This is a genomic window from Tenacibaculum pelagium (genome assembly GCF_014062345.1).
GTDB classification, from domain to species: Bacteria; Bacteroidota; Bacteroidia; order Flavobacteriales; family Flavobacteriaceae; genus Polaribacter; species Polaribacter pelagius.
This window is the reverse complement of sequence record NZ_JACGLS010000005.1, coordinates 122,261-145,521: the sequence shown is the minus strand read 5'-3', so window position 1 is coordinate 145,521 and position 23,261 is coordinate 122,261. Positions and strand designations below refer to the sequence as shown.

Annotated in this window: 18 protein-coding genes, 2 tRNA genes and 3 rRNA genes; 7 read left to right on the top strand and 16 right to left on the bottom strand. The window is 34.3% G+C overall.

The window, feature by feature from the left end; all coding sequences use genetic code 11:
* Window positions 1-42 precede the first annotated feature (42 nt).
* The 9 genes from rrf to H3Z83_RS11115 all read right to left on the bottom strand — a co-directional run bounded on the left by rrf (window position 43) and on the right by H3Z83_RS11115 (window position 10,804).
* Window positions 43-151, bottom strand: a 5S ribosomal RNA gene (rrf, locus tag H3Z83_RS11155).
* A gap of 100 nt (window positions 152-251) precedes the next feature.
* Window positions 252-3,130: ribosomal RNA gene (locus H3Z83_RS11150) — 23S ribosomal RNA — on the bottom strand.
* Window positions 3,131-3,362: 232 nt separating this feature from the next.
* Window positions 3,363-3,439 (bottom strand) — tRNA-Ala (locus tag H3Z83_RS11145).
* An 84-nt stretch (window positions 3,440-3,523) separates the two neighbouring features.
* Window positions 3,524-3,597, bottom strand: a tRNA-Ile gene (locus H3Z83_RS11140).
* Window positions 3,598-3,678: 81 nt separating this feature from the next.
* Window positions 3,679-5,202: ribosomal RNA gene (locus tag H3Z83_RS11135) — 16S ribosomal RNA — on the bottom strand.
* The 16S, 23S and 5S rRNA genes sit together here with 2 tRNA genes alongside, the layout of an rRNA operon.
* A 665-nt stretch (window positions 5,203-5,867) precedes the next feature.
* Complete coding sequence (locus tag H3Z83_RS11130) at window positions 5,868-6,608, bottom strand: DUF4294 domain-containing protein (protein WP_182125571.1); 741 nt, start codon at window positions 6,606-6,608, stop codon at window positions 5,868-5,870.
* Between the two features lie 104 nt (window positions 6,609-6,712).
* Entirely contained in the window at window positions 6,713-7,966 is a 1,254-nt protein-coding gene (locus H3Z83_RS11125; RefSeq protein WP_182125570.1) for an aminotransferase class I/II-fold pyridoxal phosphate-dependent enzyme, read from the bottom strand.
* A 139-nt stretch (window positions 7,967-8,105) separates the two neighbouring features.
* Window positions 8,106-10,331 (bottom strand): xanthine dehydrogenase family protein molybdopterin-binding subunit, encoded by a 2,226-nt coding sequence (locus tag H3Z83_RS11120; RefSeq protein WP_182125569.1) that lies wholly within the window; start codon window positions 10,329-10,331, stop codon window positions 8,106-8,108.
* A gap of 11 nt (window positions 10,332-10,342) precedes the next feature.
* Entirely contained in the window at window positions 10,343-10,804 is a 462-nt protein-coding gene (locus H3Z83_RS11115; RefSeq protein ID WP_182125568.1) for a (2Fe-2S)-binding protein, read from the bottom strand.
* Window positions 10,805-10,968: 164 nt separating this feature from the next.
* Here H3Z83_RS11115 and H3Z83_RS11110 point away from each other — a divergent pair, with 164 nt between their 5' ends.
* Window positions 10,969-12,207 (top strand): mechanosensitive ion channel family protein, encoded by a 1,239-nt coding sequence (locus tag H3Z83_RS11110; protein WP_182125567.1) that lies wholly within the window; start codon window positions 10,969-10,971, stop codon window positions 12,205-12,207.
* 96 nt (window positions 12,208-12,303) lie between these two features.
* On the opposite strand, the gene H3Z83_RS11105 is transcribed toward H3Z83_RS11110, so the two are convergent.
* The 5 genes from H3Z83_RS11105 to H3Z83_RS11085 form a co-directional block, all read right to left on the bottom strand.
* Window positions 12,304-12,780: a hypothetical protein gene (locus tag H3Z83_RS11105; protein WP_182125566.1), complete on the bottom strand. Its 477-nt coding sequence runs from the start codon at window positions 12,778-12,780 to the stop codon at window positions 12,304-12,306.
* Window positions 12,781-12,857: 77 nt separating this feature from the next.
* The gene (gene fabV, locus H3Z83_RS11100; RefSeq protein WP_182125565.1) at window positions 12,858-14,045 is read right to left on the bottom strand and encodes an enoyl-ACP reductase FabV; all 1,188 of its coding nucleotides are present in this window, start codon (window positions 14,043-14,045) and stop codon (window positions 12,858-12,860) included.
* 19 nt (window positions 14,046-14,064) lie between these two features.
* Window positions 14,065-15,012, bottom strand: coding sequence for a phosphoribosylaminoimidazolesuccinocarboxamide synthase (locus H3Z83_RS11095; RefSeq protein ID WP_182125564.1), 948 nt, complete (start codon window positions 15,010-15,012; stop codon window positions 14,065-14,067).
* Window positions 15,013-15,118: 106 nt separating this feature from the next.
* Window positions 15,119-15,652: a hypothetical protein gene (locus tag H3Z83_RS11090; RefSeq protein ID WP_182125563.1), complete on the bottom strand. Its 534-nt coding sequence runs from the start codon at window positions 15,650-15,652 to the stop codon at window positions 15,119-15,121.
* A gap of 44 nt (window positions 15,653-15,696) precedes the next feature.
* Window positions 15,697-16,650, bottom strand: coding sequence for a PhoH family protein (locus H3Z83_RS11085; RefSeq protein WP_182125562.1), 954 nt, complete (start codon window positions 16,648-16,650; stop codon window positions 15,697-15,699).
* Between the two features lie 120 nt (window positions 16,651-16,770).
* Here H3Z83_RS11085 and H3Z83_RS11080 point away from each other — a divergent pair, with 120 nt between their 5' ends.
* The 6 genes from H3Z83_RS11080 to H3Z83_RS11055 are packed head-to-tail and all read left to right on the top strand — an operon-like array spanning window position 16,771 to window position 21,825.
* Complete coding sequence (locus H3Z83_RS11080) at window positions 16,771-17,631, top strand: SAM hydrolase/SAM-dependent halogenase family protein (RefSeq protein ID WP_182125561.1); 861 nt, start codon at window positions 16,771-16,773, stop codon at window positions 17,629-17,631.
* A gap of 4 nt (window positions 17,632-17,635) precedes the next feature.
* Complete coding sequence (locus H3Z83_RS11075; protein WP_182125560.1) at window positions 17,636-17,932, top strand: putative quinol monooxygenase; 297 nt, start codon at window positions 17,636-17,638, stop codon at window positions 17,930-17,932.
* Between the two features lie 30 nt (window positions 17,933-17,962).
* Window positions 17,963-19,243 (top strand): IPT/TIG domain-containing protein, encoded by a 1,281-nt coding sequence (locus tag H3Z83_RS11070; protein WP_182125559.1) that lies wholly within the window; start codon window positions 17,963-17,965, stop codon window positions 19,241-19,243.
* Window positions 19,244-19,258: 15 nt separating this feature from the next.
* Window positions 19,259-19,978 (top strand): gliding motility-associated ABC transporter permease subunit GldF, encoded by a 720-nt coding sequence (gene gldF, locus H3Z83_RS11065; RefSeq protein ID WP_182125558.1) that lies wholly within the window; start codon window positions 19,259-19,261, stop codon window positions 19,976-19,978.
* A complete protein-coding gene (gene gldG, locus H3Z83_RS11060) occupies window positions 19,971-21,611 on the top strand; it encodes a gliding motility-associated ABC transporter substrate-binding protein GldG (RefSeq protein ID WP_182125557.1) in 1,641 nt (546 codons plus the stop codon). Before gldF ends, gldG begins: the two co-directional genes overlap by 8 nt.
* A 16-nt stretch (window positions 21,612-21,627) precedes the next feature.
* Window positions 21,628-21,825, top strand: coding sequence for a hypothetical protein (locus tag H3Z83_RS11055; protein ID WP_182125556.1), 198 nt, complete (start codon window positions 21,628-21,630; stop codon window positions 21,823-21,825).
* On the opposite strand, the gene H3Z83_RS11050 is transcribed toward H3Z83_RS11055, so the two are convergent.
* Together H3Z83_RS11050 and H3Z83_RS11045 are read right to left on the bottom strand one after the other, a co-directional pair.
* On the bottom strand, window positions 21,822-22,586 hold the full coding sequence (locus H3Z83_RS11050) for a Rossmann-fold NAD(P)-binding domain-containing protein (protein ID WP_182125555.1): 765 nt from the start codon (window positions 22,584-22,586) through the stop codon (window positions 21,822-21,824). The genes H3Z83_RS11055 and H3Z83_RS11050 overlap by 4 nt on opposite strands.
* On the bottom strand, window positions 22,573-23,238 hold the full coding sequence (locus tag H3Z83_RS11045; RefSeq protein WP_182125554.1) for an MIP/aquaporin family protein: 666 nt from the start codon (window positions 23,236-23,238) through the stop codon (window positions 22,573-22,575). Before H3Z83_RS11045 ends, H3Z83_RS11050 begins: the two co-directional genes overlap by 14 nt.
* Window positions 23,239-23,261: the final 23 nt, after the last annotated feature.

The window sequence follows — 23,261 nt, the reverse complement described above, 5'->3', positions numbered from 1 at the left end:
GTGTAAAAAAAAACCTCAATCTAAAAAGATTGAGGTTTAAAAGAAAGGCAACGACCTACTCTCCCACCATTGGCAGTACCATCGGCGCAAATGGGCTTAACTTCTCTGTTCGGAATGGTAAGAGGTGAGCCCCATTGCAATAATCACCTTAAATCGTTCAGTATATTTCAACTGTATAAGTTAACATATTGATAAAATCATATTGTAAAAAATCAAAGAGTTTCGCTTCCGCTCACAAGGAGCGGAAGACTATACATAAGCCTATGGGTTATTAGTACTACTCGGCTACATACATTACTGCACTTACACCTATAGCCTATCAACGTGGTAATCTCCCACGACCCTTTAAAGAAATCTCATCTTGTGGTGGGTTTCGCGCTTATATGCTTTCAGCGCTTATCCCTTCCCGACGTAGCTACCCTGCAATGCCACTGGCGTGACAACAGGTACACTAGAGGTCAGTTCAACTCGGTCCTCTCGTACTAAAGTCAAATCCACTCAAATTTCTAACGCCCACAGCAGATAGAGACCGAACTGTCTCACGACGTTCTGAACCCAGCTCGCGTGCCACTTTAATGGGCGAACAGCCCAACCCTTGGGACCTTCTCCAGCCCCAGGATGTGACGAGCCGACATCGAGGTGCCAAACCCCCCCGTCGATGTGAGCTCTTGGGGGAGATCAGCCTGTTATCCCCGGAGTACCTTTTATCCTTTGAGCGATGGCCCTTCCATGCGGAACCACCGGATCACTATGCTCTACTTTCGTACCTGATCGACCTGTATGTCTCTCAGTCAAGCTCCCTTATGCCATTGCACTCTACGCACGGTTACCAAACGTGCTGAGGGAACCTTTAGAAGCCTCCGTTACTCTTTTGGAGGCGACCACCCCAGTCAAACTACCCACCACGCACTGTTCTCATTGCTGAGTTAGGCTCTAGATAAGCAAAGGGTGGTATTTCAAGGACAACTCCACAACGCCTAGCGACGCCGCTTCAAAGTCTCCCACCTATCCTACACATTACTTATCCAAAGTCAATACGAAGCTATAGTAAAGGTTCACGGGGTCTTTTCGTCCCGCTGCGGGTAATCGGCATCTTCACCGATACTACAATTTCACCGAGCTCATGGCTGAGACAGTGTCCAGATCGTTGCACCATTCGTGCAGGTCGGAACTTACCCGACAAGGAATTTCGCTACCTTAGGACCGTTATAGTTACGGCCGCCGTTTACTGGGGCTTCATTTCAGATCTTCGCCGAAGCTAAACCCTCCACTTAACCTTCCAGCACCGGGCAGGTGTCAGGCCTTATACATCATCTTTCAATTTAGCAAAGCCCTGTGTTTTTGATAAACAGTCGCCTGGACCTTTTCACTGCGGCCCCACCGAAGTGGGGCGACCCTTCTCCCGAAGTTACGGGTCTATTTTGCCTAGTTCCTTAGCCATGAATCTCTCGAGCACCTTAGAATTCTCATCCCAACTACCTGTGTCGGTTTACGGTACGGGTTCTTATAATCTGAAGCTTAGAGGTTTTTCTTGGAAGCCTTTAGGCACACTATCAACGCATCCGAAGACTTGTTGTACTATCACAATTCACCTAGCTCTGCGGATTTACCTACAGTGCCAATAGCTACTTGTTTCAACGAACTATTCCGTCAGTTCGCGGTGCTTTCATTACTCCGTCACCCCATCGCAATTATAAGAAGTACAGGAATATTAACCTGTTGTCCATCGACTACTCCCTTCGGATTCGCCTTAGGTCCCGACTAACCCTCAGCTGATTAGCATCGCTGAGGAAACCTTAGTCTTTCGGTGAGGGGGTTTCTCGCCCCCTTTATCGTTACTTATGCCTACATTTTCTTTTCTATCCGCTCCAGCATACCTTACAGTACACCTTCGGCGCAAATAGAATGCTCCCCTACCACTTATACTTACATATAAATCCATAGCTTCGGTAATATGTTTATGCCCGATTATTATCCATGCAAAACCGCTCGACTAGTGAGCTGTTACGCACTCTTTAAATGAATGGCTGCTTCCAAGCCAACATCCTAGCTGTCTAAGCAGTTTCACCTCGTTAGTTCAACTTAACATATATTTGGGGACCTTAGCTGATGGTCTGGGTTCTTTCCCTCTCGGACATGGACCTTAGCACCCATGCCCTCACTGCTGAAAAACATTTTATAGCATTCGGAGTTTGTCAGGAATTGGTAGGCGGTGAAGCCCCCGCATCCAATCAGTAGCTCTACCTCTATAAAACTTTTAATCAACGCTGCACCTAAATGCATTTCGGGGAGTACGAGCTATTTCCGAGTTTGATTGGCCTTTCACCCCTACCCACAGGTCATCCAAAGACTTTTCAACGTCAACTGGTTCGGTCCTCCACTGTGTGTTACCACAGCTTCAACCTGCCCATGGGTAGATCACTCGGTTTCGCGTCTACTACTACTAACTATGGTCGCCCTATTCAGACTCGCTTTCGCTTCGGCTCCGGACCTTAAATCCTTAACCTTGCTAGTAACAGTAACTCGTAGGCTCATTATGCAAAAGGCACGCCGTCACACAGTAAATGTGCTCCGACCGCTTGTAGGCGTACGGTTTCAGGTTCTATTTCACTCCCTTACTTAGGGTTCTTTTCACCTTTCCCTCACGGTACTAGTTCACTATCGGTCTTTCAGGAGTATTTAGCCTTACCGGATGGTCCCGGTGGATTCATACAGGATTACTCGTGTCCCGCACTACTCAGGGTACTGCTATATCCTCATCGCTTACCTATACGAGACTATCACTCTCTTTGGTTTGTCTTTCCAGACAATTCTAGTTCACTTTGATTCTAATGTCGCAGCCCTACAACCCCCAATTTGCCGTAACAAATTGGGTTTGGGCTAATCCGCGTTCGCTCGCCACTACTAACGGAATCACTATTGTTTTCTCTTCCTCTGGTTACTTAGATGTTTCAGTTCACCAGGTTTGCCCCCTTGCGGGTACTATGTCTTCAACATAGTGGGTTGCCCCATTCGGAAATCTACGGATCAATAGGTATGTGCCCCTCCCCGTAGCTTATCGCAGCTTATCGCGTCCTTCATCGCCTCTGAAAGCCTAGGCATCCGCCATACGCCCTTATTTAGCTTATTGTACTTTTTGCTCTAGTATAAATACTAGAACGAGCTCTTTATAATTCTTAATTTTATAAAAAATATTGTGTTAATCGTTAGATTAACTCTCTATCTTGATTCTTTACGATATCATTTTACCAATATGTCAATGAACTTTGTGGCGAGTCGCCACTGACAAGTATTTAAACTTGTTAGCTACAATCTGCCCGCAATACTCATGAAGATAATTTTACTTATCTCCAGGCATCGCCTGGTGGAGAATACCGGAGTCGAACCGGTGACCTCTTGCGTGCAAGGCAAGCGCTCTAGCCAGCTGAGCTAATCCCCCATTACTAGTAGTTAGTAATAGTGATAGTAATTAATCTTAATTACGTCAACTTCTAGAATTTCCTTTCTAATATTTAAGTTTTTGTAGTCTCGGGCAGACTCGAACTGCCGACCTCTACATTATCAGTGTAGCGCTCTAACCAGCTGAGCTACGAGACTATAATAGCTTATATATTAGTGTGTTTTAAAATTAACAGCAAAGAGTAAAATCTCCTTTTGTAACTCACCATCTTTCTCTAGAAAGGAGGTGTTCCAGCCGCACCTTCCGGTACGGCTACCTTGTTACGACTTAGCCCTAGTTACCAGTTTTACCCTAGGCCGCTCCTCTCGGTAACGGACTTCAGGCACCCCCAGCTTCCATGGCTTGACGGGCGGTGTGTACAAGGCCCGGGAACGTATTCACCGGATCATGGCTGATATCCGATTACTAGCGATTCCAGCTTCACGGAGTCGAGTTGCAGACTCCGATCCGAACTGTGATATGGTTTGTAGATTCGCTCCTATTCGCATAGTGGCTGCTCATTGTCCATACCATTGTAGCACGTGTGTAGCCCAGGACGTAAGGGCCGTGATGATTTGACGTCATCCCCACCTTCCTCACGGTTTGCACCGGCAGTCTCGCTAGAGTCCTCAGCATTACCTGTTAGCAACTAACAATAGGGGTTGCGCTCGTTATAGGACTTAACCTGACACCTCACGGCACGAGCTGACGACAACCATGCAGCACCTTGTAAAGTGTCCGAAGAAAAAGCTATCTCTAGCCCTGTCACTCTACATTTAAGCCCTGGTAAGGTTCCTCGCGTATCATCGAATTAAACCACATGCTCCACCGCTTGTGCGGGCCCCCGTCAATTCCTTTGAGTTTCAGTCTTGCGACCGTACTCCCCAGGTGGGATACTTATCACTTTCGCTTAGTCACTGAGATAAATCCCAACAACTAGTATCCATCGTTTACGGCGTGGACTACCAGGGTATCTAATCCTGTTCGCTCCCCACGCTTTCGTCCATGAGCGTCAGTATATACGTAGTAGACTGCCTTCGCAATCGGTATTCTAAGTAATCTCTATGCATTTCACCGCTACACTACTTATTCTATCTACTTCCGTATAACTCAAGTCAACCAGTATCAAAGGCAGTTCCATAGTTAAGCTATGGGATTTCACCTCTGACTTAATTGACCGCCTGCGGACCCTTTAAACCCAATGATTCCGGATAACGCTTGGACCCTCCGTATTACCGCGGCTGCTGGCACGGAGTTAGCCGGTCCTTATTCTTACAGTACCGTCAAGGCCGTACACGTACGACTGTTTCTTCCTGTATAAAAGCAGTTTACAACCCATAGGGCAGTCTTCCTGCACGCGGCATGGCTGGTTCAGAGTTGCCTCCATTGACCAATATTCCTCACTGCTGCCTCCCGTAGGAGTCTGGTCCGTGTCTCAGTACCAGTGTGGGGGATAATCCTCTCAGACCCCCTACCTATCGTTGCCATGGTAAGCCGTTACCTTACCATCTAGCTAATAGGACGCATAGTCATCTTGTACCCATAAATGTTTAACTAAATTGTGATGCCACATCTCAGTATTATGGAGTATTAATCTTCATTTCTAAAGGCTATCCTCCTGTACAAGGCAGATTCTATACGCGTTACGCACCCGTTCGCCGGTCGTCAGCGGAAAAGCAAGCTTCTCCCTGTTACCCCTCGACTTGCATGTGTTAAGCCTGCCGCTAGCGTTCATCCTGAGCCAGGATCAAACTCTTCATTGTATATTTTAAATAATATTAATGAATAAGTTTCAAAAGAATTTAACTTCGTTAGAAGTTATGGTTATTCTACTCTTTGTTTACGCTGTCAATTTCAATATTTTCAATGAACTTGGTGAGTCGCCAATAACAAGTATTATCTTATTTTTTTAACTCAACCTTTTGTAGAAATACTAGACTCGAACTAGCTGATTTTATTATCTCAAAATCATTCCAAAATTTCTGTGATCGTATCGCTTTCTTAAAGCGGTTGCAAATTTATAAACTATTTTAAAACTGACAAACTTTTCTGAAAGTTTTTTTTAATTTATTTTTTCGCTAATTTTAATGAACTTCCGTTTTTAAAACGGACTGCAAAGATACTCTCTTTTATTTATTCTAAACAAATAAAATCAAACTTATTTTTAATCTTTTTTTGAAAATTTCTTTACACTATTTTAATGAACATTCGCTATTCTCTAAACTCGCGTTTTTCCCTTAGCGGGTGCAAATATAGAACCCTTTTTTAACATAACAACAACCTTTTTTAAGTTATTTTTAGAGAAATTCTCAAGACACTAATCTACAGTTAATTATGATAAAAATATTTCTAAAAAGCATCTTCTCATATACTATCTATGAATGATATTATCTCTTAACACCTACTCTAAACGCAAAAGAAAAGCTCTTTAGCTTTTCTTTTTTCTTTTGTTCTTGCGATTACGCTTCTTGCGTATCTTCTTAAACATCTCCTTATACTCCTCTACATCCATCTCTCCCCTCGATTTTGAGACTATAGATATGAAGTCCTTGTTTAGCTTTGGCTTCTGATATTCTATCTTCTCATCTATTATAGCTCGCTGGAGAATATCCTCTACCAAATAATCCTCATTAACCGTTTCTGGACTGTACTCTGACTTTAAAGACAAATTAAAAACATTAGCCGTAGCATTATACCAAAAGGCTTTCCAACCACTTCTTAATTCTTTAATATTATTAAATGCTGTTTTACCAGTTTGACGATGTATTAACTTTAAAAGAATTCTTCCTTCTGTTCTTGTTAGCTTTTTAAGTGGTTTCGTTAACTCTTCTTCTAAATACTTTTGAACCCGCTTAACATACTTACGTTTTTGTCTTTTTGAACCTATTTTATCTAAACGAGAATTTACGCTATCAACTCTTTTTGCAGCAAGAACTGCATACGGGTACGCTTTAAAAACTTTTCTTCTTAACCAGTAATAGTAATTAACATCAGAAGCTGTTTTATATTTATGTTTCGGTAGTACAGAAACTTCATCCAAAGCAATCATTAAAGTATCTCCTTTTTTTACTAAAAAATACTCATCGTTAAAATTAGGTAAGGTATCTTTTATCTGAGCACTTAAAGTAGCTACAAAGAATACTATATATATGTATATTAACTTTTTCATTAATTTTTATTACTCAAAAAGGATTCCAAAAATATTTAGATTCTTCTATAAAACAAAAAACTCATGAATATTTATTCATGAGTTTTCATTATTAATTTTACTTTTTATTCTGCCATAATAGATTCAGCAACTTTTTTATAAGTTCCATTCTCTAATTTTTCACGAATTGCAGAGAAAGCAACAATTGTTTCATTAACATCTTCGATTGTGTGGCGTGCTGTAGGAATTAATCTTAAAATTATTAATCCTTTAGGGATTACAGGATACACAACAATTGAACAAAATACTCCATGGTTTTCACGTAAATCATGTACCATTGCCATTGCTTCTGGTATCTCTCCTTTTAAATACACAGGAGTTATACATGTTTGTGTTGTTCCTAAATCGAAACCTGCATTACGTAAACCTGATTGTAATGCATTCGTAATTTCCCATAAGTTATCTTTTAACTCAGGCATTGTACGAATCATATCTAAACGCTTTAACGCACCTTTTACCATTGGCATTGGTAATGATTTCGCAAACATTTGAGATCTCATGTTATATTGTAAATACTGAACTACATCTTTATCACCTGCAAAGAAAGCTCCAATACCAGCCATAGACTTTGCGAAAGTTGCAAAATATACATCAATCCCGTCTTGAACTCCTTGTTCATAACCCGTACCTCTTCCTCCTTCTCCTAATGTTCCGAATCCGTGAGCATCATCAACTAATAAACGGAAATTATATTTTTCTTTTAATGCTACAATTTCAGCTAAACGACCTTGCTCTCCACGCATACCAAAAACTCCTTCAGAAACTAATAAGATTCCCCCACCAGTTTTTTCAGCCATTTTAGTAGCACGCATTAAGTTTTTTTCACAACTCTCAATATCATTATGACGATATACAAAACGCTTACCTGCATGTAAACGAACACCATCAATAATACAAGCATGTGTATCCATATCATATACAATGATATCGTCTTTATTTACTAAAGCATCAATTGCTGACACCATACCTTGGTATCCGAAATTCACTAAATACGAAGCTTCTTTACCAACAAATTCAGCACATTCTTGCTCTAATTGCTCATGATATTTTGTGTGTCCAGACATCATTCTAGCCCCCATTGGGTATGCTAATCCGTCTGATGCAGCTGATTCTCCATCTACTTTTAAAACCTCTGGATGATTTGCTAAACCTAAGTAATCATTTATACTCCAAGTAATTACTCTTTTATTATTGAAAGACATACGGTTTGAGATTGGGCCTTCTAACTTTGGAAAAACATAGTATCCTTCAGCCTTATCTGCCCATTTTCCTAAGGGTCCTTTATCTCCTTTAATTCTTTCAAATAAATCTTTTGCCATTCTTACTTTTGATTTTGTAGGTTGCGAAAATAGTGCTTTTTTAACAGTTATTCAAATAGAATATCTTTCTGTTAATCTTACAACAAAAGACCTCACAATCTTTAATATTGTGAGGTCTAATTATATATAAACAATTATTTTACCCTTTTAATTTTTCAGAATTAGTTTTTAACTCTTGATCAAACGGTTGGTTATACAATCGTTTACCAAGTGCTTTATGAATGGCATTTGCTACTGCCCCACCAGCTGGTGGCAATCCAGGTTCTCCAAGTCCTGTTGGCGATAATTCATTCTCTACAAAATGCACCTCAACCTGTGGAGTTTCATTCATTCTGATTAATCGATAGGTATCGAAATTTTTATTCGATGGCTTTCCATCTTTAAAAGATAAATCTCCATACATTGCATGTCCTATTCCGTCTAAAACTCCTCCTTGAATTTGATTAATGGCTCCTGTTGGATTTACTACTATTCCACAATCTACCGCAGCAATTACTTTAGTTACTACAGGAAAACCATCTTTTAATTCTACTTCTGCTACTTCCGCTACATGAGTATTATGACTGTAATAAGCTGAAAAACCTTGATAAACACCTTCTTTCGCTTTACCCCAGCTACCTTTTTCTGCTGCAAGCTTTATCGTATCCTGCATTCTTTTACCAGAATATTCAATTTTCTTATCTGTAGTATTTTTAACATTCTCTAACAATTCTAAACGCAACTGAACTGCATCCTTACCTAAGTCTTGAGCAACTTCATCAAAAAATGCTTGTTCAGCAAATGCTAAGAAATTTGTGTAAGGTGCTCTCCACGCTCCTGTTGTAACATCGCTTTTATAATTTTTAGTAGACACTTTATAATTTGAAATGCATCCTGCAGGGAAGAAATGTGGAATTAATCCGTACATATTACTATTTATTGCAGCTTCTTTTAAATGATACCCTGTAATCTCTCCATTTTTTATTGACGCTGCGATTCGATATTTAATTGCTGGGCGGTAAATACCCGTAGTCATATCATCTTCTCTACTCGATACCACTTTTACAGGCTTCTTAATAGCATTTGATATTTCGGCAGCTTCATACACAAAATCCCCATATAAACGACGTCCAAATCCACCACCCATTCTAGTCATGTCAACTTGAATTTGATTAATATCTCGATCTAACATATCTGACACTGCTAAAGCTGCATATTCTGGTGTTTGAACCGGCCCCGCTAAATGTACTTTTTCTGGAGTTACATTTGCATAAAAATTCATCGGTTCTAAACAGTTATGAGGTAAAAATGGAGAATGATAAGTTTTCTCAATTACTTTATCGGCCTCAGTAAAAGCTTTTTTAACATCACCATCTTCACGACGAGTATCAAAATCTTTTCCTTCTAAAATTTCATTTAATATTTTATTTTGAGCATCCGTATTTTCTAATTCACCTGCATCTTCCCAAACTGCTTTTATTGCTTTTTTGCCTTTAAAAGCAGCCCAAGTATTTTCTGCTATGACTACAACCTTATCTGTATTAGACATAATAAATGTCCAATTGAACTTTCCTGCATCTAAAAATTTTCTAGCTTTTTCTCCAATGGTAATAACATCTATAACTCCATTTACTTTTTTAGCTTCAGAAGCATCAAAAGATTTTAACTTTTGCCCGAATGCTGGAGGACGTAATACAGAAGCATATAACATTCCTTCTGCTTTATAATCTAACCCAAATAAAGGTTTACCCGTTACAATCTTTTTTAAATCTACATTAACTGCATCTGTACCAATAATGGTAAACTCAGATGGCTTTTTTAAAGTTACGTTTTCTGGAACTTCTAGAGCAGCAGCTTCTTTAACAACATCTCCATACCCTAAAGTTTCTCCTTTTGCATTCGTAATTTCTCCTTTTGAAGCTTTACATGTCGATGCATCTACACCCCATTTAGCAGCCGCAGCATTTACCAGCATTTGCTTAGTAGTTGCCCCCGTTTGTCTAAGTGCATCCCAACCAAAACGAATTGACTGACTACCTCCTGCTAATTGACGTTTATACTCTTTGGTATTTAATGGTGCTTGTGCTACATGTACTTTATCCCAATCAACATCTAGCTCTTCTGCGATAATCATTGGCATGGATGTTTTTACTCCTTGGCCAATTTCTGGGTTCGGTGAATAAATAGTTACATAACCATTATCTGCAATTTTAATAAAAGCATTAAAATCATTGAAATTTAAGTTTTCAACATCAATTGACGGTTTTACATTCGGCTTGCAAGCTGTGAATAAATTGAAACCAATCATGATTCCTCCACTTGCAATGGCTGATGTTCTTAAAAAATTTCTTCTACTAAACGTTAATTTATTTTCTGTTGTGCTCATTTTTCAATTTTTTAAGACATTTTTTCAGCTGCAATTGCTACTGCTTTTTCTATTCTGTTATATGAGGCACATCTACACAAATTACCATTCATTGCTTCACGGATTTCTTGCGTAGTAGGATTTGGATTTTCTTTTAAAAACGAAGCTGCCGTCATAATTTGTCCTGCTTGACAATATCCGCATTGCGGAACATCAACTTCTTTCCAAGCTTGTTGCAAAGGGTGATCTCCTTTTTCAGACAATCCTTCGATTGTGGTAATATTTAAATCTTCTGCCATTGACACTTGCAATTGGCAACTTCTAATCGCTGCACCGTCTGCATGTACAGTACATGCACCACATTGACTAATTCCACAACCAAACTTGGTTCCGACCATATTTAGCTCATCACGTAACACCCATAATAAAGGCGTATCTTCATCAGCATTTACAGCAACTGATTTTCCGTTAATTTTTAAATTGTAAGTTGGCATTGTTCACAGTTTTATTTTATCGGTATAAGTTACGAAAAAAATGACGCTATATTTTTAATCAATCAATTTTAAGAAAATTTTAAGGTGAGTGTATTTCAAATAAAAACAACTTGAATCTATCATCTACAATTATAATTAATAGCTTTGCTACATATTATATTCTTATGAGCTTTAATAAACATTTCTTCTACAATTACTTGGTAGATTTTGGGTTATCAAATAATACTGCGAAGTATTTAAATATATTCATCTTACTAATTCTCTCTTTAGTAATCATCTACCTTATAGACATTATTGTAAGAAAAATATTTCGTGTACTATCTATCAGAATTGCAAAAACTTCGAAAACAAATTTTGATGATATTTTAATAACAAATAAAGTACCTACCAATATTGCGCACCTTGTTCCTGTATTTTTATTTTTTGAATTGATTCCTGTACTTTTTTATGACTTCGAATATTTAAGAAACTTAACTACAAAATCAGTTGAAATATTAAGTATTATTTTAACAATACAAATTGTTAGAAGTATTTTAAATTCGGTAAAAGACTACCTAAAAACATTACCTAGATTTAAAGACAAACCTATTGATAGTTATATTCAAGTATTCATGATTTTTGCTTGGTTAACCGGATTTATTCTGTCTTTTGCTATTATCACTAATCAATCTGTTTGGAAGTTCTTTACAGCTTTAGGAGCAGCTTCAGCCATTATTATCTTAATTTTTAAAGACACTATTTTAGGTTTTGTTGCAAGTATTCAAGTTTCGGTAAACGATATGGTACGTATTGGTGATTGGGTGACTTTTGAAAAATTTGGAGCCGACGGAGATGTAACAGAAATATCGTTAGCCACTGTAAAGGTTCAAAATTTTGATAAGACTATTACTACAATTCCTACTTATGCACTAATCTCAGATTCTTTTAAAAACTGGAGAGGAATGGTTAACTCGCAAGGTAGAAGAATTAAAAGGGCTTTAAATATTAAAATGGATAGTATTAAGCACTTATCTGATGAAGAAATTAATAAATTAAAATCTATTCAATTAATTGAATCTTATTTAACAAGTCGTCAAGAAAAAATTCATCAATTTAACAAAGAACAAAATATTGACAAGAGTTTACTTTTAAACGGTAGAAACCTAACCAATATTGGTGTTTTTAGAAAATATGCGCAGGCTTATATCGAAGCGCACCCTGCTATTAATAAAGAAATGATGATTATGGTGCGTCAGTTAGCACCTACAACACAAGGATTACCCATTGAAATTTATGCTTTTAGTGCTGATAAAGAATGGAAGAATTACGAATATATTATGGCTGATATTTTTGATCATTTATTAGCCTCAATAAAATATTTTGATCTTGAGATATTTGAATTACCAACAAACTCAAATTTTTAATCGCAGGGCGATAGCCAAAGATTAAATTCCTGAAAACTTTCCTCGAGACATTATTTTTGGAAGTATTGCTAGCGTCATTGAATCGAGGTTGTTAATTTATAAATCGAGTTCTAAAAGCTTTTCGTTATAATCGAACTGAAGATCTTCATGTAGTGTTTCAACAGCTTTTTTTATCAATTTAATTTGCGTTGTTAATACGTTTTGTATTCTTGGACTTCTTTTTATCGATGGTTTAAAGTTTTTCAGCTTGATACAGAAATACAATAACAATTCTATTTCTGTTTCTTTCTTTTTCGAATATCGAATATACTTTTTAGTAGTAGTGAGTATTTTTCGTACACTCTTCCTTATATAAAAAAAGCTTTTGGTGTTTACACTATCAAAAAGTTCGTCTATTTCTAACTTAACTCCATTTATATATTCTTCTTCATTATGCGCTTCGAATAACAAATACGTTAGCAATTCTTTATTCTCTTTTTTAAATCGAGCTAATTTTAAACACAACTCTCTTAATTCCTTTGATTCAAGATGTTGTAATTCGTCTTTTATTATTTTTACTGAAGCTGCTTTCATATCATTTTTAAAATCGAAATATAATTAAAAAACCTCATAGAAATTCTATGAGGTTCTTATTATACTTTTATAAATGCTTATTGAATACTTGGTACCGAAATCATTTCGTTTACATCAGCATCGTAATCTACTCCATCAACTTTAAATCCGAAAAGATTATAGAAATCATCACTATATCCTTTTAAATCTCCAATCTCAGATAAGTTTTCTGTAGTCGCTTCTTCCCAAAGTTTAGAAATTTCAGCTTGTACATCATCACGCATCTCCCAATCATCAATTCTAATTCTACCTTTCTCATCTAAAGCTAAATCACCACCGAATAAACGCTCGCTGTACAAACGTTGAATTTGTTCGATACAACCTTCATGAATTCCTTTTGCCTTCATTGTTTTATACAATAAAGAAATATATAAAGGAATTACAGGAATTGCAGAACTAGCTTGAGTAACCAAGGCTTTATTTACTGAAACATAAGCTTCTCCTTTAATCGATTTTAAATCGTCTGTAATTGTAAAAGCTGTTGCTTCTAAATGATCTTTAGCTGCACCAATTGTTCCATTTCTATATACTGGCTTTGTAACTTCAGGTCCTATATAAGAATACGCTACTGTTTTAATTCCATCCGCTAAAACTCCTGCATTACTTAGAGCATCCATCCACATTTTCCAATCTTCACCCCCCATTACTGTAACTGTATTTTCTACATCTTCTCCTTCAGCTGGATTGATAGAAATTTCAGATACTTTACCTGTATGAAAATCTACTGTTTTATTAGAAAACACTTCACCAATTGGTTTTAAAACCGATTTGTAACGTTTACCATCGTTAGGATTTGTTCTAACTGGTGATGCTAAACTGTAAATTACCAAATCAACCTGACCTAAATCTTCTTTGATTAAGTTGATTACTTGCTCTTTTATTTCGTTTGAAAAAGCATCGCCATTAATACTTTTAGCATATAAGCCTGCTGCATTCGCTTCTTGCTCGAAAGCAGCTGTATTGTAAAATCCTGGTGATGCTGGTCTACCCTCACTTGCTGGTTTATCAAAGAAAACTCCTATTGTAGCTGCATCTGAACCAAATGCACTTGATATTCTTGATGCCAATCCAAATCCTGTAGAAGAACCGATAACTAATACTTTCTTAGCTCCGTTTATCTTTCCTTTAGATTTTACATATTCAATTTGATTCTTAACATTTTGTGCACAACCTTTTGGGTGCGATGTTAAACAAATAAACCCTCTTGTTCTTGGTTCTATAATCATTGTTGTTTGTTTTAAAAGTTTACGAAGTTAAAAACTCCGTTACATTTTTTTCGATACGAGCTAGTACATTTTCCGTATTTGCTTTTACAAATGTTTCGCCAGTAATTTGCTCGTATAATTCGATATATCTATTTGAGATTTCGATGATTTTCTCATCTGACATTTCTGGAATTTGTTGTCCTTCTTTTCCTTGAAATCCATTTTCAATTAACCATTGACGCACAAATTCTTTTGATAATTGCTTTTGCTTCTCTCCTTTTTCTTGACGTTCTGTATATCCATCAGCATAAAAATAACGAGAAGAATCTGGTGTGTGAATTTCATCAATCAATACAATTTTACCGTCCTTAGTCTTACCAAACTCATATTTAGTGTCAACTAAAATTAATCCGCGTTTAGCAGCAATTTCAGTTCCTCTTTTAAATAAAGCTCTTGTGTAGTTTTCTAAAACCGTATAATCGGCTTCAGAAACAATTCCTTTTGATAAAATTTCTTCACGAGTAATATCTTCATCGTGATCTCCATTATCAGCTTTTGTAGAAGGTGTAATGATTGGCTCTGGAAACTTGTCGTTCTCTTTCATTCCTTCAGCCATTTCAACGCCGCATAAAACCCTTTTACCTGCTTTATATTCACGTGCTGCATGGCCAGACATATAACCACGAATTACCATTTCTACTTTAAATGGTTCGCATAAATGACCAATCGCTACATTTTCATCTGGGTTTGCAACTAACCAATTCGGAACAACATCTACTGTGTCATTCATCATTTTAGTAGCAATCTGGTTTAAGATTTGACCCTTAAAAGGAATTTGTCGAGGAAGGATCACATCGAAAGCAGAAAGCCTATCAGATGCAATCATTACCAATACTTCATCATCAATATTATAAACTTCTCTTACTTTGCCTTTATAAACAGACTTTTGTTTTGGAAACTGAAAGTTAGTTTCGTTAATTGTATTCATTATTGTGTTGTTGTGTTGTTGTCGCGCAAATGTAAGTTAAAAACTTATTTAAATAAAAAAGATGTGCTTCATAAACACATCTCTCTCAAATTATATTCTCAATATTTTATAGCCCAATTTTAATATAAGTACCCGAAAACTTTCCTTCTGAAATAAGAAGTGTATCTCTTAACCCTTTACCTTCTATTAATCTACCTTCAAAAGTTCCTTCAATTATTTTATTTTCTATATCTAACTTAGAAACTACAATTTTACCAATAGAAATACCTGAACCAGAGTTATAATTAGTATGATATATATTTTCTATTTCTCCATCATAATAACTAATACTTGTTGATGTATAACCTTTAATTTCAAAAACACCTACACCTTTAACATCATCAATAGTTAAAGATATTCTATCATTTAAATCGTTAATTTTAAGAATTATATTTATGTTATTATCATTATCATAACTAATACTACCAGTTGATGCTTCATCTAAGTTTGTAAGTTTAAAATCTTTTCTATAAAAATCACCTTCAATATTAACTTCTAAATAACCTTCAGAAAAAACATTAACATCTTCGCTATCAGAATCTGAACATGAAACAAAAGATATTGTAAAAAAAACAGTAAAAATAAAAATGATATTCTTCATAACTAAAAAATAGAATTGCGAAAATAATACATTTTTATAAAAAACTATTCCGTTTCAATACTCTTATAAGCTTTAATAATACTCTTTACTAATCGGTGTCGAATTACATCTTTATCATCTAAATATACTTGTGCAATACCTTTAATATCTTTTAAAGCTAACAATGATTCCTTTAAACCAGATACTTGTTTACGAGGTAAATCTATTTGACCAGGATCTCCATTAATAATAAACTTAGCATGTTTACCCATTCTGGTTAAAAACATTTTCATTTGATTATGTGTCGTGTTTTGTGCTTCATCTAAAATTACAAAGGCATTATCTAAAGTACGTCCACGCATAAATGCCAAAGGTGCAATTTGGATAACCCCTTTTTCTAAATGAGATTCTAACTTTTCATGCGGAATCATATCACGCAATGCATCATATAATGGTTGCATATAAGGATCTAGCTTTTCTTTTAAATCACCAGGAAGAAACCCAAGGTTTTCACCAGACTCTACCGCAGGCCTTGTTAAAATGATACGACGTACTTCTTTTTCTTTTAAAGCTTTTACTGCCAAAGCAACTGCTGTGTATGTTTTACCTGTACCTGCTGGCCCTACAGCAAATAGCATATCATTCTTCTCCATTAAAGAAACCATCTTACGTTGATTTGCAGTTTGCGCCTTTACTAATTTACCATTAACACCGTGTACTAAAACACCATCGATCTTACCAGATTTTCTAATTTCTTCTTCTTTTCCTGTAGAAGTTAAAATACGTTCAATGCTATTTTCATCTAACTTATTATACTTATTAAAGTATTTAATTAACATTTCTACACGCTTCTCTAATTCATCTAAAAGTTCGGACTCTCCGTATATTTTCAGTTTATTTCCTCTCGCTACAATTTTAACTTTAGGAAAATAAGTTTTTAATTGAGTTATTGTACTGTTCTGAGCTCCAAAAAAATCATTTGGATTGATTTCTGTTAATTCAATTATACGTTCGTTCAAATGGATATAAGTTTTAAGATTATTCACTTTAAAAATAATGATTATTTTTATCGAATTATGTAGTTTTGCTATAAATTCAATATAATTTTTCAACAAATTAATTAACACCTCAATAAATTAATGTCTCTAATTACATTAACTACCGATTTTGGAACAAAAGACCACTTTGTAGGAGCTGTAAAGGGAGCCATTTATTCTGAATTACCTGATGCTAAAATTGTTGATATTACACATCATATATCACCTTTTAACATCACAGAAACTGCGTATATCTTAAAAAACGCTTATAAGAGTTTTCCTGAGAAAACAATTCATATTATTGGTGTTGATTCTGAGCTTAGTAAAACAAACAAACACATCGCTTTAGAACTTGATAATCATTATTTTATTTGTCCAGATAACGGATTAATATCGATGATTGCTTCTGAAATAAAACCTACAAAAATTGTAGAAATAAACATCCATAATCATATAGAAAGTAGTTTCCCTGTTTTAGATGTTTTTGTACAAGTAGCGTCGCATATTGCTCGTGGTGGAAGTTTAAATGTTATTGGTAAAGAAATTAACTCTTATAAAAATATTGTTGAAATTCAACCTAAAATAAACCAAGACCAAACAGTTATTATTGGAGGCGTTATTTATATCGATAATTACGGTAATGTAATTACTAATATTAACAAAAAACTATTCAACACTATTGGTAAAGGACGTGATTTTACTATTACTGCAAGCAGATATACATTTAACAAAGTGTACAATCGTTATAATGAAATTGTAGACTATTCGGCTAAAGACAATAATCAATTTGATGGAGAAAAGTTAGCAATTTTTAATTCTGCTGGTTTTTTAGAAATTGCCATTTACCGTAGTAATTTAGATACAGTTGGAGGAGCTTCAAACTTATTAGGTTTAGAATATAGAAGTACGATTACTATTGAATTTAAAACCGTTATTACTCCAGAATTCACCACTATAAATTAATTTTATGTTTGTACGAATTGTAAAAATGAGCTTTCAACCAGAAAAAATTGAAGAGTTTTTAGCTAACTTCAATGCTAAGAAGGAGTTTATACGAAAATCTCCTAGCTGTCGTTTATTAGAATTGTATAGAGATAAAACAAATTCAGACATTTTCTTTACCTATAGTTACTGGGAAACTGAACAAGATTTAGAGAACTACCGTAATTCTGATTTATTTAAAGGTGTTTGGGCGCAAACCAAAATATTATTTAACGATAAACCTTTAGCTTGGAGTGTGGATAAAATAACATCACTAATTTAATTTTAAATATAAATTCAACCCTAATCAATTATGAAAAAAGAAATTCTTTTATTACTATTCACTTCCTTGACTCTAACATTTTCTTGTAGTAAAAATAGCTCTGAAGAAGAAATTGTTCCCCCTACTCCAGCAGTCATTAATCCAGAAATAATGTCATTATCATCTAACTTTATAATAGAAGAACAAACATTAATAGTTAAAGGACAAAATTTCAAGAGTGATAATGATAAAACTACTTTAATTATTAATAATAAAAATTATGAAGTTACACCTACTAACACAGAAATATTAGTTAAAATTACCTCTGAAATGGGTAAAGGAAAAAGCTCAATAATAATTCAAGTTGGAAATAAAAAAAGTGCTTCAGAATCTTTTTTTATAATGCATAAAGGATGGCAGGAAATAAATACTGAACTAGATATTCAAAAAGCTTTTATTTTTGATGATACAAATGAAATAACTCTACTAGCTGACACTGAAACATCATCTAATTCATATTATGGTTCAATAATTAGGTTATCAACCTCTTTAGATGGTTATGAGCCAACAACGCTTAGTATACCTGGAGGTAATAAAAATGATTTAAAAATGTTTAATAGTAAAGTTGGAGCTACTGTAACTTCTTCAACTGGATACTTTACATCTGATGGTTTTGAAAACTCGAATTCGTTTGGTAATTTTCTTGATAATGATGCATATGCAATTGATACTAAAATAATTTCTATCAATGAAAATTCTTGTGTTATAGTAAATTGTTGTGCTGATTATATATATACCAATGATAAAGGAACAACATCTAATTATTCCAGCCTATGGAAAGAGTTATCAATGGATAATGATATAAGATTATGGTCTTCAAAAAAACTTAGTGATGGTTATTTTTATGGGGCAGGTATAAGCTTAGAACAAAGTCCTTATACAAATTTTATTGCAAAATCTAACAATGGAATATCTAATTGGGAAATAATAGATAATAAGACAAACCCATATAGCATTGGAGGTCAACATAAGATGCTAGATGTTAATCTATTTCTACAAGTATTTTATACCAACAAAGAATTAAAGAAAAGTACAGATTTAGCCAAAACATGGACAATTATTAAAAACAATGTTGAGAAAGTTTTTATAAAAAATAAAACTAATTGGTTTATAATAGGTGATGACAATAAGGTATATAGTACAATAAATTCAGGAAATACTTGGGATCTTGAATTAGAACTACCGGCTGATTCAAAAATAAAACACATGTCTTTCTCTGAAAACAAAATTTTATTATCAGGTGAAAAAATATTATATATAAAACATCAATAATCTTAAAACACTTTAATGTTTCCAATTTTAAAAAAAGAATTTAGTTCGTTTTTCTCTTCTCCAATTGCCTACTTGGTAATTGGAGTGTTTTTACTCGTAAACGGACTCTATTTATGGGTATTTAAAGACAACTTAAATATTTTAAATGCAGGATTTTCTGACTTAAACTCATTCTTTTATTTAACACCTTGGTTATTCTTATTTTTAATTCCTGCGATTACTATGAAAAGTTTTGCAGATGAATTTAATAGCGGAACTATCGAAATATTAAAAACAAAACCACTTACCGATTGGCAAATTGTGTTAGGTAAATTTTTTGCATCGCTTTTATTAGTGGTTATTGCTTTATTACCTACTTTAAGCTATGCATATACAGTATATCAATTAGGAAACCCTATTGGTAACATAGACATAGGAAGCACGATTGGTTCTTATTTAGGGTTACTTTTTTTAGCGGCTACTTTTACAGCTGTTGGTTTATTTACTTCAACACTTTCTAAAAATCAAATTGTTGCTTTTATTATTGGCGTGTTTATCACGTTTATTTTATTCTACGGATTTGATGCTGTAAGTAACTCTCTTGGAAACTCAGGTTATACCTTACAACAATTCGGAATTAACGAACATTTTAAAAGTATTAGTCGCGGCGTTATAGACACTCGTGATGTTATTTACTTTTTATCTATTACTTTTTTCTTTTTATTCATCACCAAACAACAATTAAAAAATGAATAAGAAGTTACAACACATCGCATTTGTTTTTATAGGTATATTATTAGTCAATTATCTAGCTAACTCAGTTCACAAACGTTTTGACTTAACGAAAGATAAACGTTATACCATTTCTGAAGTAAGCACCAACTTATTAAGTAAACTAGATGACAATATTTTTATCAATGTATATCTAGAAGGAGATTTTCCTGCTGAATTTAAAAGATTACAAATAGAAACACGTCAGTTTTTAGAAGAATTAAAAGCTGAAAACTCAAATATCAGATTTCGTTTTATTAATCCTGATAACATTCGTGAACGATTAGTAAAACGTGGAATGTTACCAAGTCAATTAACTGTTGAAGAAGATGGAAAACTATCAGAAGCAATTATTTTTCCTTGGGCAGAAATTATTTCTGGAAAACAAGTTGAGTTAGTTTCTTTATTACCAAATTCAGTAGCAAAAACCCAAGAAGCACAATTACAAAATGCTATTGAAAAATTAGAATTCTCATTTGCAAATGCTTTGCATAACATCACCCAAAAAGAAAAACAGAAAATTGCTGTAATTTCTGGTAATGGAGAACTTGAAGATATTTATTTATACAGTCTTTTAAGTGAAGTTGGTAAAAAGTACCGTTTAGCAAAATTTACCTTAGATAGCGTTACTAGTAACCCTCAGAAAACATTAAAGGATTTAACAAAATATGATTTAGCCATTATCGCTAAACCTACTGAACGTTTTACTGAGCAAGAAAAGTTCACTTTAGATCAATTTATTACTAATGGTGGTAAAAGCTTGTGGATGATTGATAATAATTATGCTGATACTGATAGTTTGTATAACGAAGGTAAAATGCTAGCTTTTCCTCGTGATTTAAATTTAACTGACTTATTATTTAGTTACGGTGTTCGTGTTAACAATCATTTAATTCAAGACTTATACAGTGCTAAAATTCCTTTAGCAACGGGTAATACCGGAAATCAAGCGCAGTTTCAACATTTAAATTGGTTTTACCATCCTTTAACAAACGAAAATCCAAATCATCCGATTACTAAAAACGTAAATCCAGTACGTTTTCGTTTTACCACTCAGATTGACACTTTAAAGAATCCTATAAAAAAAACGCCTTTATTAATAACTTCTGTATTAACAAAAAAAGTGGGAACTCCAACTTTTGTAGAACTACAAGATATTGCTAAAGAACCAAAACAAAATGACTATGCTAGCGGACCACAACTACTAGCTGTTCTATTAGAAGGTGATTTTAACTCAGCTTATAAAAACAGAGTTAAACCATTCCAAACATCTCTATTTAAATCTGAAAGCAATTCGAATAAAATGGTGGTAATTGCTGATGGTGATCTTGGTAAAAATCAAATTTTAAAAGGAAAACCTCATGATTTATCGTTAGATAAATGGACAGGTCAACAATTTGGAAATAAAGATTTTTTAATCAACACTATTGATTATTTATTAGATGATTCTGGTTTGATTCAGTTACGTAATAAAACCATACAAATTAATCTTTTAGATAAGCAGAAAGCCTACACTAAAAAACGTTTTTGGCAATTCATTAATATTGGGGTACCACTAAGTTTATTAGCCTTATTTGGTTTTGTATTTAATTATTTGAGAAAGAGGAAGTATTCTTAAAGGTACCAACAGAATTATGATTATTATATTAAAAATATTACTCGGACTTAGCTTATCTATTTATGGTTTATATTATTTTTATAATGAGTATAAAAAAGGAAATTTTAAAATAGATACCTGGATTGCTGGTAGAGGTCAATCTTATTTTGGAGTTCTAACTTTAATTATTGTTGGGATTTTCTTAGTCTTTAAACAATTATTCAATCTACTTTAATTTTTATCTGTCAACAAATCATCAAACTTAAAAGTGTAACTCAATCGTTTTTGTAGCTTATCAGAATTTATAATTTTATACTTTAAGGGTTGAGAATCGTCAAAAATTGGTTTTTCTTTATTCGCTCTCTTTTTAGCGTTGGTATAAAACTCTTTTCGTGTTGGATGATGATTTGAACAAGCATTAAAAACTTCACCAAAAACATCTTGTTGTATTATTTGGTAAATTACCTCAATACAATCTTCTCTATAAATCATATTTACAAATCCGTTTGGTTGTGGTATTTTTCTACCTTCAAACCAATTAGCTGGATTTCTATTTTCTCCTAATAATCCAGCAAAACGAATAATTGTTGTCTTAAAACTCTGATTGCTTTTAAACTCATTTTCAATTTGTATTAAAGGGGAATTTATCGTTATATCTTCTTCAGTCATTTCTTTATTCAAACTAGGATATACAGAAGTAGAACTTATAAAAATCACTTTTTTAATTGATGATTTCTCTATTTGAGAAACCAGACTTTTAAACGCTTCAAGATCTTTTGAAGTAATTGCAATGATTAAAATTTCAGTAGAGAGAAACTCCTCAAAGTTTTTATTCGAAAAAATATCAACTAAAAAAGGAGAAATATTTACTGATTTTAAATCTTCTAATTTATTTAAAGAAGTTGTAGAACCTTTTACTGCAAAACTTTTTTTTATCAAAAATTCAGCTAATGGTTTTCCTAACCAACCACAACCTAAAATACTAACATCCTTCATCGCAGCAATTATCGTCTTTTACCAATTTACAAGAAATAACTGCTAATAAAGCTCCTAGTATCGGAGCTAAAATATATAGCCATAAATGCTCTAAATGACCAGAAACTAAAGCCGGAGCAATAGAACGAATTGGATTCATAGAAGCTTTTGTAATTGGACCTGCAAACATTGCTTCTAATAGAACTACACCTCCAATAGCAATTCCTGCCATGGTACCAACTTCTTTACTTCCTGTAGAAACATTTATAATTACCAACATTAAAAAGAACGTTAGTAATAACTCTAATATAAACGCTCGCCAAGGCTCTATTGTTGGAGTTGTGGCTCCGTAATATTCACTTGTAGGAAATAAAATCCATAAAATACAACTCGCTAGCAAAGCACCTAAAAACTGCGCTATAATATATTTTGGAACTTCTTTCCAAGAAAACTTTTTAGCATAGGCAAATGCAATCGTAACTGCTGGATTAAAGTGTGCTCCAGAAATTTCTCCAAAAGCATAAATCATCGCCATAACAATCAATCCCCAAGTAATTGCAACACCAACATGCGTTAAATCTGTACCATTGGTAACTTCATTTACAGTCATTGCTCCTGTTCCACAAAAAACCAAAGCAAAGGTTCCTATCAATTCTGAAATGTATTTTTTCATGTGTGTAAAGGTCTACTAAAAAA

Excerpts from the sequence above, each read along its gene's own strand:
- H3Z83_RS11130 (WP_182125571.1), bottom strand. The coding sequence starts at position 6,608 with ATGAAAAAGTTAATATACATATATATAGTATTCTTTGTAGCTACTTTA.
- gldF (WP_182125558.1), top strand. The coding sequence starts at position 19,259 with ATGTTTCCAATTTTAAAAAAAGAATTTAGTTCGTTTTTCTCTTCTCCA.
- H3Z83_RS11045 (WP_182125554.1), bottom strand. The coding sequence starts at position 23,238 with ATGAAAAAATACATTTCAGAATTGATAGGAACCTTTGCTTTGGTTTTT.
- H3Z83_RS11105 (WP_182125566.1), bottom strand. The coding sequence starts at position 12,780 with ATGAAAGCAGCTTCAGTAAAAATAATAAAAGACGAATTACAACATCTT.
- H3Z83_RS11055 (WP_182125556.1), top strand. The coding sequence starts at position 21,628 with ATGATTATTATATTAAAAATATTACTCGGACTTAGCTTATCTATTTAT.
- H3Z83_RS11095 (WP_182125564.1), bottom strand. The coding sequence starts at position 15,012 with ATGAATACAATTAACGAAACTAACTTTCAGTTTCCAAAACAAAAGTCT.
- H3Z83_RS11120 (WP_182125569.1), bottom strand. The coding sequence starts at position 10,331 with ATGAGCACAACAGAAAATAAATTAACGTTTAGTAGAAGAAATTTTTTA.
- H3Z83_RS11050 (WP_182125555.1), bottom strand. The coding sequence starts at position 22,586 with ATGAAGGATGTTAGTATTTTAGGTTGTGGTTGGTTAGGAAAACCATTA.
- H3Z83_RS11110 (WP_182125567.1), top strand. The coding sequence starts at position 10,969 with ATGAGCTTTAATAAACATTTCTTCTACAATTACTTGGTAGATTTTGGG.
- H3Z83_RS11115 (WP_182125568.1), bottom strand. The coding sequence starts at position 10,804 with ATGCCAACTTACAATTTAAAAATTAACGGAAAATCAGTTGCTGTAAAT.
- fabV (WP_182125565.1), bottom strand. The coding sequence starts at position 14,045 with ATGATTATAGAACCAAGAACAAGAGGGTTTATTTGTTTAACATCGCAC.
- H3Z83_RS11070 (WP_182125559.1), top strand. The coding sequence starts at position 17,963 with ATGAAAAAAGAAATTCTTTTATTACTATTCACTTCCTTGACTCTAACA.
- gldG (WP_182125557.1), top strand. The coding sequence starts at position 19,971 with ATGAATAAGAAGTTACAACACATCGCATTTGTTTTTATAGGTATATTA.
- H3Z83_RS11090 (WP_182125563.1), bottom strand. The coding sequence starts at position 15,652 with ATGAAGAATATCATTTTTATTTTTACTGTTTTTTTTACAATATCTTTT.
- H3Z83_RS11075 (WP_182125560.1), top strand. The coding sequence starts at position 17,636 with ATGTTTGTACGAATTGTAAAAATGAGCTTTCAACCAGAAAAAATTGAA.
- H3Z83_RS11125 (WP_182125570.1), bottom strand. The coding sequence starts at position 7,966 with ATGGCAAAAGATTTATTTGAAAGAATTAAAGGAGATAAAGGACCCTTA.
- H3Z83_RS11080 (WP_182125561.1), top strand. The coding sequence starts at position 16,771 with ATGTCTCTAATTACATTAACTACCGATTTTGGAACAAAAGACCACTTT.